Consider the following 13,427-nt stretch of genomic DNA (forward strand, 5'->3'; position numbering starts at 1 on the left):
GGGGCCAGAACCACAGCCGGGGGCGATAGAAACATGGCGTCTGAACGCAGCATTCTGACCAAGAGCCTGTCACAACTGGGTCTCACCGCCCGCGGCGGTCGAGAGGTCGCGGTGACAGGTCTGGCAGTGGACAGCCGTGACGTCCGCGAGGGCTATCTGTTCGCTGCGCTACCCGGCACACGGGTGCATGGTGGAGAGTTCATCCAGTTCGCCCTGCGCATGGGGGCCGCAGCTGTGCTGACCGATGCGGCGGGCGCCAAGATGGCAGAGGCGGAACTGGCAGCATCAATCGCGGCACTGGTGATCGCCGAAGACCCGCGTCAGGCGTTGGCATATACGGCGGCGCTGTGGTTCGGCTCTCAGCCGGAAACCGTGGTTGCGGTGACAGGTACAAACGGCAAGACATCGGTCGCCAGCTTTACCCGTCAGATCTGGCAGGAACTGGGCCTGCGTGCGGTCAATGTGGGCACCACCGGCGTCGAGGGCGATTGGCAAACCCCGCTGAAACACACCACGCCAGAGCCGATCACCCTGCACCGGGTATTGTCCGGCGCGGCAGAGGCGGGGGTGACCCATGCCGCGATGGAGGCATCCAGCCACGGGTTGGCGCAGCGACGGCTGGACGGCGTGACCTTGGCGGCCGCCGGGTTCACCAACTTCACCCAGGATCATCTGGACTACCACGAAAGCTTTGACGAGTATTTCTCTGCCAAGGCGGGGCTGTTTGCCCGCGTCTTGCCCGAGGACGGGATAGCAGTGATCAACATCGACGATCCGCGCGGCGTGGACATGCTGGCCATCGCGCGGGCACGTGGCCAAGAGGTGATCACCGTGGGCCGTGAGGCGGCGGACCTGTGTCTTGAGGCGCAGCGCTTCGATGCCACGGGGCAGGAGATCCGGCTGAGCTTTGAGGGGACTGTGCGTCAGGAACGGCTGGGGCTGATCGGCGGTTTTCAGGCGGAAAACATCCTTGTCGCGGCGGGGCTGGTGATTGCCTGCGGTGGCGACCCGGAGGATGTGTTTGACGTGCTGCCCCTGTTGGGGACGGTGCGCGGACGCATGCAATTGGCGGCCAAACGGGACAACGGCGCGGCGATCTTTGTCGACTACGCCCACACCCCTGATGCGGTGGCGACGGCCTGCAAGGCATTGCGCCCGCATGTCATGGGTCGGTTGATCGCCGTGGTCGGCGCGGGCGGCGACCGGGATCGAGGCAAACGCCCGTTGATGGGCATGGCCGCAACCGAGAACGCCGACAGCGTGATCGTGACCGATGACAACCCACGATCTGAGGATCCCGCCTTGATCCGCGCGGCGGTGATGCAGGGCGCGCCCGAGGCGCTGGAAGTGGCCGACCGGGCAGAGGCGATCCTGCGCGGTGTCGACGGGCTTGGCCCCGGCGATGCGCTGCTGATCTGTGGCAAGGGCCATGAAACCGGGCAGACAGTCGGCGACACGGTTTACCCCTTTGACGACGTGGAACAGGCCAGCATCGCGGTGGCGGCTCTGGACGGGAAGGGGCTATGACGGCGGCGCTGTGGACCTCGGCTGAGGCGGTCGCCGCCACCGGCGGCACCACGCCCTGCGACTGGACGGCGACGGGCGTGTCGATTGACACGCGCACGATTGTCCCCGGCGATCTGTTTGTGGCGCTCAAGGTGGCGCGCGATGGGCATGATTTTGTCAAACAGGCGCTGGACAAGGGGGCCGCGGCGGCACTGGTCAGCCATGTCCCCGAGGGGGTGGACGACTCTGCACCTTTGTTGATCGTCAAGGATGTGCAGGCCGCACTTGAAGCATTGGGGGGGGCCGCGCGCGCCCGCACCCGTGCGCAGGTCGTTGCGGTGACCGGGTCGGTCGGCAAGACCTCGACCAAGGAAATGTTGCGCACGGTTCTGGGCGCGCAGGGCCACGTCCATGCCGCCGAGAAAAGCTATAACAACCATTGGGGCGTGCCGTTGACGCTGGCGCGGATGCCGCGCGACGTGGATTTCGCCGTGATCGAGATCGGTATGAACCATCCCGGTGAGATTGAACCCCTGGCCCGTCTGGCCCGCCCGCATGTGGCGCTGATCACGATTGTTGCGCCCGCGCACCTGGCGGCCTTTGACAGCGTCGAGGGGATCGCCCGCGAAAAGGCCGCGATCTTTGACGGGTTGGAACCCTACGGCACCGCCATCTTCAACGGCGATTTGCCGGTCAGTCCCATCCTGCGGGAAAAGGCCGACGCGGGACGCCGCTTTGCCGTCAGCTTTGGCGAGAAGGCCTGCAACCAGTACCGGCTGTACCGGGCGTCCGTGCGCGATGCCTGTACCGTGGCCGTGGGCCGGGCCGGGGTCGAGACGCGGCTGTTCAAGGTTCTGGCGCCGGGACGACATTTCGCGGTAAATGCCATGGGTGCGCTGGCGGTGAGCGATGCTCTGGGTCTTGATCCGGCGCTGTCGGTCATGGCGCTGGGCCAATGGCAGCCGGGCGCGGGACGCGGCCAGCGCGAAAGCATAGCACTAGACCCGGTGGATGCGCGCATCAGCGTCGAGCTGATCGACGATGCCTACAACGCCAACCCGGCGTCGCTTGCGGCGGCGCTGGAGGTGTTGGCGGCGGCAGAACCCCGGCATGGCGTCGGGCGCGTCGCACAGGGGCGGCGGATTGCCTACCTTGGCGACATGAAGGAACTGGGCCGCAGCGAGGTGGCCCTGCACCGGGTGATAGCCCACAACCCCGCGCTGACGCGCATTGATACCGTGCACTGTATCGGACCGCTGATGCAGCACCTGTGGCGCGACCTGCCGACCGAAAAGCGGGGCCATTGGACCGAAACCGCCGACAAGATGGCCGAACGCGTGGGGCGCGATCTGGACGCTGGCGACGTTGTACTGGCCAAGGGCTCTCTTTCGATGGGGGTGGGGCGCGTGGTTGACGCCATCCGCAAATTGCGCCAATCGACACCGGATCTGGAAGGCTAGGAAGGACGAGAGCCATGCTATTCTGGCTGACAGAGTTCAGTGACGGCGGCGACGCCTTCAACCTGTTTCGCTACATCACCTTTCGCGCAGGCGGGGCATTCCTGACGGCGCTGATCTTTGGCTTTCTGTTTGGTCCGCCGCTGATCAACGTGCTGCGCAAGCGGCAGGGCAAGGGCCAGCCGATCCGCGCCGACGGCCCCGAGGGGCATTTCGCCAAGGCAGGCACGCCCACGATGGGCGGGTTGCTGATCATCGGCGCGCTGGTCACCTCGACCCTGCTGTGGGCGCGGCTGGACAATCCGTTTGTCTGGATGGTGCTGTTCGTGACCATTTCCTACGCGGCCATCGGGTTTGCCGATGACTACGCCAAGGTGAGCAAGCAGAACACCGCAGGCGTGTCCGGCAAGGTGCGGCTATTGCTGGGATTTGTCATTGCCGGGATCGCCGGGTTCTGGGCTGCGGCCTATCATCCCGAAGACCTGTCCTACCGGGTGGCTTTTCCGATCTTCAAGGACACGCTGGTCTATCTGGGGTACTTCTTTGTGCCCTTCGCCATGATCGTGATCGTGGGCGCGGCCAATGCAGTCAACCTGACGGACGGTCTGGACGGGCTGGCCATCATGCCGGTGATGATTGCCACCTCGACGCTGGGCGTGATTGCCTATGCGGTGGGCCGGGTCGATTTTACTGAATACCTCGACGTGCACTATGTGCCCGGCACTGGTGAGATCCTGATTTTTGCCGCCGGGGTTGTGGGCGGCGGGCTGGGGTTTCTGTGGTACAACGCGCCACCGGCGGCGGTGTTCATGGGCGATACCGGGTCGCTGGCGCTGGGCGGCGCATTGGGGGCCATCGCGGTGGCGACCAAGCACGAGGTGGTTCTGGCGATCGTCGGCGGGCTGTTCGTGGTCGAGGCCCTGTCGGTGATCATCCAGGTGTTGTATTTCAAACGCACCGGCAAGCGCGTCTTCCTGATGGCGCCGATCCACCACCACTATGAGAAAAAGGGCTGGGCCGAGCCGACCATCGTGATCCGGTTCTGGATCATTTCGTTGATCCTGGCGATCATCGGACTGGCCACGCTGAAAGTTCGCTGAACCGGAAATTTCATGTCCAACAGGCGCTTGGCGTGCCTTTGTGACCTATTCGGAGACCAGTCATGATCCCTGTTCGCGGGTTTGAGGGCGCTGTGGTGGCGGTGTTGGGACTGGGGCGGTCCGGTCTGTCAGCAGCGCGGGCGCTGCGCGAGGGTGGTGCGCGGGTGGTGGTCTGGGACGACACCGACGCGGCCCGGACACGGGCCGAGGGTGACGGGTTCGAGGTCCGCAGGCTGGACCGGGCCGAGGCATTTGACGACGTGGCCTGCCTGATCACCTCGCCCGGCATTCCGCATCTGTATCCGCAGCCTAATGCGGCCATCGCGGCGGCCCTGCGTGCGGGTGTGCCGGTCGACAACGACATCGGGCTGTTCTTTCAAAGCCTTGGCGGCGATTGGGACATGTATGACCAGCCGCCCAAGGTGATTGCAGTGACCGGGTCGAACGGCAAATCCACCACGTCGGCGCTGATCCACCACATTCTGACGACGGCGGGCCGCGAGAGCCAGCTTGCCGGCAATATCGGGCGCGGCGTGCTGGACATCGACCCTCCGGGCGATGGCGGGGTCGTGGTGCTGGAACTGTCCAGTTACCAGACCGATCTTGCGCGCAGCTTGACCCCGGATGTGGCTGTTTTCACCAACTTTTCCGCCGATCACCTGGACCGGCACGCGGGCCTGGGCGGCTATTTCGCGGCCAAGCGACGGCTGTTCGCCGAGGGCGGGCCGGATCGGGCTGTCATTGGCGTCGATGAGGTAGAGGGGTTGTACTTGGCCGGGCAACTGTCAGAGGGGCGCGCGGATGACCGGGTGATCCGGGTGTCCAGCGGCCAGAAGCTGGGCGGTCCGGGGTGGTATGTCTTTGCGCGCAAAGGGTTTTTGTCCGAGTGGCGCAAGGGGCGGCAGGTGGCGTCGTTTGACCTGCGCGAGATCGCCGGGTTGCCCGGCGCGCACAACCACCAGAACGCCTGTGCAGCCTATGCGGCGTGTCGCAGCCTGACCCTTGCCCCGCGTGAGATCGAGGCCGCCATGCGCAGTTTTGGCGGTCTTCCGCACCGCAGCCAGCGGGTGGCAGAGGTGAACGGCGTCACCTATGTGAATGATTCAAAGGCAACAAATGTCGACTCGGCGCTCAAGGCGCTCTTGGCGTTCCCGAAAATCCGCTGGGTCTGTGGTGGGTTGATGAAGGACGGCGGACTGGCGGCATTGCAGCCCGCGTTGGACCATGTGGCCAAGGCCTATGTGATCGGCCGTGAGCCAGAGAGCTTTGCCTTGCAACTGCCGGGTGTTCTGGCGGAAATCTGCGGTGATATGGCGACGGCCGTCGCGCGCGCCGCTGCGGATGCCCAGCCGGGTGAGGTGGTTCTGTTGGCCCCGGCGGCGGCGAGTTTCGATCAGTACGACAATTTTGAACAACGCGGGAATGATTTCATTGCCTGCGTCAAGTCTGTAACAGGTCTGGAATAGGGTGCGTTTTCAGCCGGTTGCACGGCTCTGAATGTCGCGCGCGGCGGCCACGCCCGAGGCCCAAGCCCATTGGAAATTGTAGCCGCCCAGCCAACCCGTGACGTCAACGGCCTCCCCGATCACATACAGACCGGGCAGGTGTTTTGACATCAGCGACTTGGAGTCGAGACCTGCTGTTGAAACGCCGCCAAGGGTGACCTCTGCGGTGCGATAGCCCTCAGAGCCGGTGGGTTTGAGCCGCCAAGCGGTGAGGGCATCGGTCAACTGGTCGATGCGCGTGTCGGACAGATCAGCGATATTACCTTTCAGATCAATCTCCTGCCCAAGAAAGCTCACGAGGCGGGCGGGCAGGTGGGTGGTCAGTTCGGCGCTGAGCGCGCGCTTGCCGTCGGATTGGCGTTTGTCCCGCAGGAGGCCGGAAAGTTCCAGATCGGGCAGCAGGTTGACCACGATCTCTTGACCTTCGTGCCAATAACTGGAGATTTGCAGGATGGCAGGTCCGGACAGGCCGCGATGGGTGAACAGCATGGCCTCGGGAAAGCTGGCCTTATCGTTGGAAATCAGCGTGTTGGTTGCAACGCCAGAGATCGCGGAAAAGCGGTCACCAAAGGTCAGCGGGACCAGCGCGGGGCGGGTCTCTGTCAGGTCATGGCCAAACTGCTGGGCGATGTCATAGGCGATGCCGGTGGCACCCATCTTGGGGATGGATTTGCCGCCCGTGGCGAGGATCAGGTTTTGCGACGTGACCTCAACGTCACGCCCCTCTTTCTCCAGCAGGGTGACAAAGCGGCCGTCGGCGTGGCGCACCTCCTTGATCGCGGTGCGCAGCCAGAGGCGGGCGCCGGATTTCTCCATTTCCTGCAATAGCATGTCGACGATCTGGATGGACTTTCCGTCACAGAACAACTGTCCCAGCGTCTTTTCGTGCCAGGCGATGCCGTGGCGGTCGACCATCTCGATGAAATCCCATTGCGTATAGCGGGCAAGGGCGGATTTGGCGAAATGTGGATTTTCGGACAGGAAACTATCGGGATCGCAATACATATTCGTGAAGTTGCAGCGCCCGCCGCCGGAAATACGGATCTTTTCACCGGGGGCCTTGGCGTGGTCGATGACCAGAACATCCGGTCCCGCCTGGGCGGCGGCCATCAGTCCGGCGGCCCCTGCGCCAAGGATCAAGGTGGTGACATGCATGGACCGGGAGGTAGGGGCAAATCCGGCAAAAGGCCAGAGGACGCCAAGCCGGTAAATTGAGAAATCCGGGCTTCGACGTGACTGCTGGGTCACACCGCTTTGGCGGTCACCGGATTCATTTGGCGTGACCGCAATTTCTGCGCTACACTGGGCGTCAGATCCGGAAAACCGGACGGTCCGAGGCAGTAGCGGTGTTCAGATGACAGAGATGGTTTATGGCACGGTGCCCGTGAAGGGTGGCGAGCCGGTGTTGCCGAAATGGTGGCGGACGGTGGACAAGTGGACCTTGTCCTTTATTTTCATGCTGTTCGGCGTAGGGCTATTGCTGGGCCTCGCCGCCTCGCCGCCGCTGGCGGACCGCATCGGCCTGCCGCCTTTCTACTATGTCCAGCGTCAGGCGTTCTTTGGCGGCCTCGCAATGGTGGCCATGGTGCTGACCTCGATGATGGGGCCGGTGATGGTGCGACGGCTGGCGGTGATGGGTTTTTTCGTGGCCTTCGTCGCGCTGGCGCTGCTGCCGGTTCTGGGCACCGATTTCGGCAAGGGCGCGGTGCGGTGGTATTCGCTGGGCTTTGCCAGCGTGCAACCGTCGGAGTTTCTCAAGCCGCTTTTCGTGATCCTGACCGCCTGGCTGATGGCCGCAGGGCAGGAATTGAGCGGACCGCCGGGGCGGATGTACTCCTTTATCCTGATGTTCGCGATCGTGCTGATGCTGGCATTTCAGCCGGACTTTGGTCAGGCGGCGCTGATCCTGTTTGGCTGGGGCGTGATGTGGTTTGTCGGCGGCGCGCCGATGCTGTTGCTGGCGGGGCTGGCGGGGCTGGTCGTGCTGGGCGGCATGTTGGCCTACAACTCGTCAGAGCATTTCCAGCGTCGGTTTGACGGTTTCCTGAACCCCGAGGTCGATCCGACCTCACAGCTTGGCTATGCGGAAAACGCGATCCGCGAGGGCGGCTTTTTCGGCGTCGGCGTCGGAGAGGGGCAAGTGAAGTGGAGCCTGCCGGACGCGCATACGGATTTCATCATCGCCGTCGCGGCCGAGGAATACGGCCTGCTGATGGTTCTGGTGATCCTGACACTGTACGCGGCCATCGTCATGCGCAGCCTGATCCGGCTTATGCGGGAACGCGATCCGTTTATCCGGCTGGCGGGCACCGGGCTTGCCGCCATGTTCGGCGTGCAGGCGATGATCAACATGGGTGTGGCGGTGCGTCTGCTGCCGGCCAAGGGCATGACGCTGCCCTTTGTCAGCTACGGCGGGTCGTCTCTGATCGCGGGCGGTATCGCTGTGGGGATGCTGCTGGCCTTTACCCGGTCCCGGCCCCAGGGCGAAATCCGCGACATTCTGCGCGGGCGGGCGCGGTGACACCGGCCTTATGGGCAGGAACCTGCCGGTCTTCCCCTTGTCATGGACGGGGACGTGGGGATGTTATATCCGCGCGTGGATCGGGTACGGAGTGGATTAAATGGGCAAGCGCAAGCCTTTGCTGGTGATGGCGGCGGGCGGCACAGGTGGACACATGTTCCCTGCGCAGGCCCTTGCGGAAATCATGCTGGCGCGCGGTTGGCGGGTAAAGCTGTCGACGGACCAGCGCGGTGCGCGCTACACCGGCGCCTTTCCCGAGGGGGTCGAGATCGAAACAGTCGCCTCTGCCACCTTTGACCGCGGCGGGGTTCTGGCCAAGGCACTGGTGCCATTTCGGCTGGCCTCTGGTGTGATGTCGGCGATTTTCGGCATGCGGCGCGACCGGCCTGACGTGGTAGTGGGCTTTGGCGGCTATCCCAGCGTGCCGGCGCTGACCGCCGCCTGGCTGATGAAGCTGCCGCGCATGATCCATGAACAGAACGGCGTCTTGGGCAAGGTGAACACCTGGTTTGCGTCCAAGGTCGACGTCATGGCCTGCGGCACATGGCCGACTGACCTGCCCGAAGGGGTTGAGGGCATCCACACCGGCAACCCGGTGCGCCTGGCGGTGCGGGAACGGGCGGGCGCGGGCTATATCGCGCCGGGTCCTTATCCGATGTCGATCCTTGTGATCGGCGGCTCTCAGGGGGCGCGGGCACTGTCGGACATTGTGCCGCCCGCCATTGCCGCCCTGCCGCTGGACATGGTCGGCAACCTGCGGGTCAGCCATCAGGCGCGGGACGAGGATGAGTTGCGCGTGGCGACCTATTACGCCGAACACGGGCTGGACGCGGATGTGCAGCCGTTCTTTCACGACGTGCCGGCGCGGATGAGCGAGGCGCAATTGGTGATCTCGCGCTCCGGGGCGTCCTCGGTGGCGGATATTGCGGTGATCGGACGACCTAGCATCCTGATCCCCTATCCGCACGCGACAGGCGATCACCAGATGGCCAATGCGCAGGCGCTGGTGGACGCGGGGGCAGCCATCCGCATCCCGGAAACCAAGCTGACAATCGAGACGCTGACAGAGACAATCCAGGCGGTTCTGAGCAACGAACAGGGCGCGATCCGGATGGTGCACGCGGCGCTGCGGGTGGGAAAACCCGAGGCGGCGGACCACTTGGCCGCGCTGGTCGAAGAACTGGCAGGCATAACAACAAACGATGAGGGCACGGCAGATGAAGGACTTGGGGATTGAGCGGGGCGCTTGCATGACCGGCGCGACAAAGCTGCCCGGCGATGTGGGCGCGATCCATTTCGTCGGGATTGGCGGGATCGGCATGTCCGGTATCGCCGAGGTGCTGTTGAACCACGGCTATTCGGTTCAGGGCTCGGACCTGAAATCGACCAAGATCACGCAGCGGTTGGTGGATCTGGGCGCGCGGGTGTTCGAGGGGCAGGTGGCCTCGAACCTTGAGGGGGCCGAGGTTGTGGTGATCTCTTCGGCGATCAAGCCGGGCAACCCCGAACTGGACGAGGCGCGCCGCCGCGGTCTGCCCGTCGTGCGCCGGGCGGAGATGCTGGCCGAACTCATGCGTCTGAAATCCAACGTCGCGGTGGCCGGAACGCATGGCAAGACGACAACCACGACGATGGTCGCCACGCTGCTGGACGCTGGTGAGTTTGACCCCACGGTGGTGAACGGCGGGATCATTCACGCCTATGGCTCCAACGCGCGGATGGGGCAGGGCGAGTGGATGGTCGTCGAGGCCGATGAGAGCGACGGCACCTTCAACCGCTTGCCCGCGACCATCGCCATTGTGACCAACATCGACCCCGAGCATATGGAGCATTGGGGCACGATCGAGAACCTGCGCAACGGGTTCTATGATTTCGTGTCGAACATCCCCTTCTACGGTCTGGCAGTCTGTTGCACTGATCACCCCGAGGTGCAGGCTTTGGTCGGTCGTGTGTCCGACCGCCGTGTGGTGACCTACGGATTCAACGCGCAGGCGGACGTGCGGGCGGTTGGGCTGACCTACAAGGGCGGCGTGGCGCATTTCGACGTGGTGTTCCAGCAGACGGGTGAGGTGATCGAGGGCATGACCCTGCCAATGCCGGGCGATCACAACGTGAGCAATGCTTTGTCGGCCATCGCGGTGGCGCGGCATCTGGGCATGTCGGGCGATGAGATCCGCAAGGCCTTGGCCGCATTTGGCGGGGTGAACCGGCGCTTCACCAAGGTGGGGGAGGTGAACGGCGTGACGATCATCGACGATTATGGCCACCACCCGGTGGAGATCGCCGCCGTTTTGAAAGCGGCGCGGCAGGCCAGCGAGGGGCGGGTGATCGCGGTGCATCAGCCGCATCGGTACAGCCGCCTGTCGCATCACTTTGAGGAATTCTGTTCCTGCTTCAACGAGGCGGATGTGGTGGCGATTGCCGAGGTGTTTGCCGCCGGTGAGGACCCCATTCCGGGGGCCACGCGCGATGACCTGGTGGCGGGGCTGGTGCGGCATGGCCATCGCCATGCGCGGGCGATCCGCGACGAGGACGATCTGGAGCGGTTGGTGCGTGAGCAGGCGCAGCCGGGGGATATGGTGGTCTGTCTGGGGGCGGGCACGATTTCGGCCTGGGCGAACGGATTGCCGGCGCGGCTGGAGGCGGTGCCGGGCTGAAGCCCGGCCACCCCCTGTCCACGCGTGGACAGTGTTCGGGGTATGTGAAATCAATGGGTTACAGAGACGGTTTTACGTTTCTTTAAGAAATGGCCCCTTCGGGGGCTGTTTTGTTTTGGGGGGTGTGGGGGCGCTGCCCCCGGCCTTCGGCCTCCCCCGGGATATTTTTGGACAGAAGAAGCTGGGGGGAGGGATAAGCCGTTGCGGTTTGGCTTGGCGGGGGCGAGAGTTGCGGGATGAAGGCCAAAGACATCAAAAATCGAAAGACGCTGGAGGCGTGGCTGAAGACGCGGCCGCGAGAGGATGCGGTGGTGATCGCGCATCGCGCGATGCTGCGAGCTTTGCCGTTCTGGGGGGCGGCGATGGGGGAGGATTGGGCGCGGAAAGGTGATTTGACAGCTTTGCCGGTTTTGCGTTGTGGTTTGATATCGGCAGTTGCGAGCACCTTGCCAACTGCCGATATCAGTAGCGCCACCGCCACCGCCACCGCCGCCTACGCCGCCTCCTACGCCACCGCCGCCGTCGCCGCCTCCTACGCCGACGCCACCGCCGACGCCGCCGACGCCGACGCCGCCGCCGCCGCCGCCGCCTACGCCGCCTCCTACGCCGACGCCACCGCCGACGCCGCCGACGCCGACGCCGCCGCCGCCGCCGCCGCCTCCTACGCCGACGCCACCGCCACCGCCGACGCCTCCTACGCCGACGCCACCGCCACCGCCGACGCCTCCTACGCCGCCGCCTACGCCACCGCCGCCGTCGCCGACGCCGTCGCCGACGCCGTTCTGCTGGAAGCGGAGGGTGACGTGATGGGACAAGCCCTTTGGCCCGGAGCCACGCCCGATTGGTTCGTGGAGGGCGAGGTCAAGATGTTGGCACTGTGGGATACTGATCCAGTCGAACGTTGGGAGTTCTGGCGGCGCTGGTGGGCGGGGGCAAAGGCGGGCACGCCGATTGATCCGCAGTTGCAACTGGCCATCGTCGAAAGGATTGACGAGGAAACGTGGACAGACCCGGACAAGGTTGCAGCAGCGATTGCCAAGATCGAGCGGGATTTTGTTCCGCCATTGTCCGAGGCTGCCTTCAGCGATTTCAGTTTTGAGGACGTTCACAACTGGATGGTTCTGGCGGAGTTCGATGACGATCTGGACCATCTGCGCGACCCGGACGTCATCCGAGCCTTTTACGAAGACTGTGAGGACCTGCGCGACCAATTGCAGGATTTCACCGACTTTGCAGGCGACGCCGCAGAGGGGCGGAACCGGCCTGTGCCAATGGTGCGCTCGGCGGACAAGTTGGGTCAGGAATTGCAGCGCTGCGAGGGTGCGTCCCGATTGCGGGCGCGTCGGTTTGTGCAACTGGGCCAATATGCCGAGTTGCATGCGGCGGTCGAAGTGGACCGCGCGGTGGTGGGCGAGACCAATGCGCGGATGCTGGACGACGCGCTGGATGCCTTTCGCGCTATTTGCCGCAAACATCTGGGGCCAGTGTTGCGGCGGATGGAACCGTTGGACCGGTTCGAATTGGGTGACAGCGATCCGGCGGAACTGGTGCGCGTGCTGAGCGTGACGGTCGATGCCTTGTCACAGGCGCAGGTACAGGGGTTGAAGCCGCTTTCGCCGGACGCACAGACCGCGTTGAAGGAGTTGGTCGAGGGGCTGGAAGACCTGAAGTCGCAACTGGCCGAAGCGCAATCGGACGAACGGCGGTCCTACCTCGCGAAACGCTTTGCGCGGGCTTATGCGGGCAGCGCGGCGACGGTCAAGCGGTTGACGGAGCGTATGGCCCCGGTGGCGCAAGGGGCCAGCAAGGGAGTGGACGGTGCGATCAAGAACCATGGGCGGTGGACCAAGATTGCAGAGATCCTTGACTGGCTATCCAGTTTTGTTTCGTGAGGAATTTAGCGCCCTATGGACAAATGCCTGCCTTTCCCGTCCTAAACCGCCCGCAAGCCGCCCTTTTCTGCAATTGCATCTATCGCAGGGCTTGCCTGATCGGCGTGACTGGCGCAAGCTAACCACACCTCTGGGGGGATACGGAGGGCAGACAATGACCGTTTCGTTAATACTCGCCTGTGCTTGGGCCGTGCTGGCCAATGTGCTGGCGATGCTCCCGTCGCGGGACAACCATTGGACGCGCGCCTATGTGTTGATCGCGTTGGGCATTCCGCTTGTCGGGTTTGTCACCTATCAGAACGGTCCTTGGGTCGGGCTGTTTGTCCTGTTTGCCGGAATGAGCGTGTTGCGCTGGCCGCTGCGCTATCTGTTTCGCTGGGTGCGGCAGACCGCAAGGTAAGGGCCTCCTGACTGGCGCGGCCTGTGTCCGCGCGGCAAGACTGTTGCCGCAAGGAGGGCTGTGCCCATGATTTTCATCATTCCCGCTGTTGCGGCGCTGATCGGTCTGACCGCCGGTTGGGGTTTTTTGCGTTATGGGCTGTCCGGTCTGGCCTGGGCGCTGTCGGCTCTGTTGGCGATACTGATGGCCTGGGGTTTGTACAAGAGCCAGACGGCGCAGGGCTGGGATGCGCTGGCCTATGTGGTGCTGTGGCTGTTGGGCGCGGCCCCGGCGCTGTTGGGTCTTGGGCTGGGCGCATTGATTGGTCGGTGGCGGCGGATCAAGGCCGAGGGGATCCCGCAGGTCGAATGATCCTCTTGCAGCGGCGCGTCGTGCGTCCTAGCAACCGG

The 13,427-nt window shown here is 64.3% G+C and carries 11 protein-coding genes; 10 read left to right on the forward strand and 1 reads right to left on the reverse strand.

The features are described from left to right. Positions 1-33 precede the first annotated feature (33 nt). The 4 genes from CHB90_RS17790 to murD all read left to right on the forward strand — a co-directional run bounded on the left by CHB90_RS17790 (position 34) and on the right by murD (position 5,529). Complete coding sequence (locus CHB90_RS17790) at positions 34-1,527, forward strand: UDP-N-acetylmuramoyl-L-alanyl-D-glutamate--2,6-diaminopimelate ligase (RefSeq protein ID WP_089279201.1); 1,494 nt, start codon at positions 34-36, stop codon at positions 1,525-1,527. Next, on the forward strand, positions 1,524-2,966 hold the full coding sequence (locus tag CHB90_RS17795) for a UDP-N-acetylmuramoyl-tripeptide--D-alanyl-D-alanine ligase (RefSeq protein WP_089279202.1): 1,443 nt from the start codon (positions 1,524-1,526) through the stop codon (positions 2,964-2,966). Before CHB90_RS17790 ends, CHB90_RS17795 begins: the two co-directional genes overlap by 4 nt. Before the next feature lie 14 nt (positions 2,967-2,980). Then, a complete protein-coding gene (mraY, locus tag CHB90_RS17800; protein WP_089279203.1) occupies positions 2,981-4,063 on the forward strand; it encodes a phospho-N-acetylmuramoyl-pentapeptide-transferase in 1,083 nt (360 codons plus the stop codon). A 62-nt stretch (positions 4,064-4,125) separates the two neighbouring features. Next, entirely contained in the window at positions 4,126-5,529 is a 1,404-nt protein-coding gene (gene murD, locus CHB90_RS17805) for a UDP-N-acetylmuramoyl-L-alanine--D-glutamate ligase (protein WP_089279204.1), read from the forward strand. Between the two features lie 9 nt (positions 5,530-5,538). Here murD and CHB90_RS17810 read toward each other — a convergent pair whose 3' ends face one another. Continuing rightward, positions 5,539-6,723: a BaiN/RdsA family NAD(P)/FAD-dependent oxidoreductase gene (locus CHB90_RS17810; RefSeq protein ID WP_089279205.1), complete on the reverse strand. Its 1,185-nt coding sequence runs from the start codon at positions 6,721-6,723 to the stop codon at positions 5,539-5,541. Between the two features lie 199 nt (positions 6,724-6,922). On the opposite strand from CHB90_RS17810, the gene CHB90_RS17815 reads away from it, so the two are divergent. The 6 genes from CHB90_RS17815 (at position 6,923) to CHB90_RS17840 (ending at position 13,389) form a co-directional block, all read left to right on the forward strand. Next, positions 6,923-8,089 (forward strand): peptidoglycan glycosyltransferase FtsW, encoded by a 1,167-nt coding sequence (locus CHB90_RS17815; protein ID WP_089279206.1) that lies wholly within the window; start codon positions 6,923-6,925, stop codon positions 8,087-8,089. Positions 8,090-8,189: 100 nt separating this feature from the next. After that, positions 8,190-9,326, forward strand: coding sequence for a UDP-N-acetylglucosamine--N-acetylmuramyl-(pentapeptide) pyrophosphoryl-undecaprenol N-acetylglucosamine transferase (locus CHB90_RS17820; protein ID WP_089279207.1), 1,137 nt, complete (start codon positions 8,190-8,192; stop codon positions 9,324-9,326). Between the two features lie 13 nt (positions 9,327-9,339). Further along, positions 9,340-10,746 (forward strand): UDP-N-acetylmuramate--L-alanine ligase, encoded by a 1,407-nt coding sequence (gene murC / locus CHB90_RS17825; protein WP_089279208.1) that lies wholly within the window; start codon positions 9,340-9,342, stop codon positions 10,744-10,746. 236 nt (positions 10,747-10,982) lie between these two features. Continuing rightward, on the forward strand, positions 10,983-12,638 hold the full coding sequence (locus CHB90_RS26265) for a hypothetical protein (RefSeq protein ID WP_170941106.1): 1,656 nt from the start codon (positions 10,983-10,985) through the stop codon (positions 12,636-12,638). A gap of 154 nt (positions 12,639-12,792) precedes the next feature. Beyond that, positions 12,793-13,038, forward strand: a complete 246-nt coding sequence (locus CHB90_RS17835; RefSeq protein ID WP_089279209.1) for a DUF2484 family protein — start codon at positions 12,793-12,795, stop codon at positions 13,036-13,038. 66 nt (positions 13,039-13,104) lie between these two features. Then, positions 13,105-13,389, forward strand: coding sequence for a hypothetical protein (locus tag CHB90_RS17840; protein ID WP_089279210.1), 285 nt, complete (start codon positions 13,105-13,107; stop codon positions 13,387-13,389). Positions 13,390-13,427 lie beyond the last annotated feature (38 nt).

This window comes from Antarctobacter heliothermus, from assembly GCF_900188425.1.
GTDB classification, from domain to species: Bacteria; Pseudomonadota; Alphaproteobacteria; order Rhodobacterales; family Rhodobacteraceae; genus Antarctobacter; species Antarctobacter heliothermus.

What these genes read in the sequence shown, in the direction of transcription:
- CHB90_RS17810 (WP_089279205.1), bottom strand. Translation starts at nt 6,723, where the DNA reads ATGCATGTCACCACCTTGATCCTTGGCGCAGGGGCCGCCGGACTGATG.
- CHB90_RS17790 (WP_089279201.1), top strand. Translation starts at nt 34, where the DNA reads ATGGCGTCTGAACGCAGCATTCTGACCAAGAGCCTGTCACAACTGGGT.
- murC (WP_089279208.1), top strand. Translation starts at nt 9,340, where the DNA reads ATGACCGGCGCGACAAAGCTGCCCGGCGATGTGGGCGCGATCCATTTC.
- CHB90_RS17820 (WP_089279207.1), top strand. Translation starts at nt 8,190, where the DNA reads ATGGGCAAGCGCAAGCCTTTGCTGGTGATGGCGGCGGGCGGCACAGGT.
- mraY (WP_089279203.1), top strand. Translation starts at nt 2,981, where the DNA reads ATGCTATTCTGGCTGACAGAGTTCAGTGACGGCGGCGACGCCTTCAAC.
- CHB90_RS17835 (WP_089279209.1), top strand. Translation starts at nt 12,793, where the DNA reads ATGACCGTTTCGTTAATACTCGCCTGTGCTTGGGCCGTGCTGGCCAAT.
- CHB90_RS26265 (WP_170941106.1), top strand. Translation starts at nt 10,983, where the DNA reads ATGAAGGCCAAAGACATCAAAAATCGAAAGACGCTGGAGGCGTGGCTG.
- CHB90_RS17840 (WP_089279210.1), top strand. Translation starts at nt 13,105, where the DNA reads ATGATTTTCATCATTCCCGCTGTTGCGGCGCTGATCGGTCTGACCGCC.
- murD (WP_089279204.1), top strand. Translation starts at nt 4,126, where the DNA reads ATGATCCCTGTTCGCGGGTTTGAGGGCGCTGTGGTGGCGGTGTTGGGA.
- CHB90_RS17795 (WP_089279202.1), top strand. Translation starts at nt 1,524, where the DNA reads ATGACGGCGGCGCTGTGGACCTCGGCTGAGGCGGTCGCCGCCACCGGC.
- CHB90_RS17815 (WP_089279206.1), top strand. Translation starts at nt 6,923, where the DNA reads ATGACAGAGATGGTTTATGGCACGGTGCCCGTGAAGGGTGGCGAGCCG.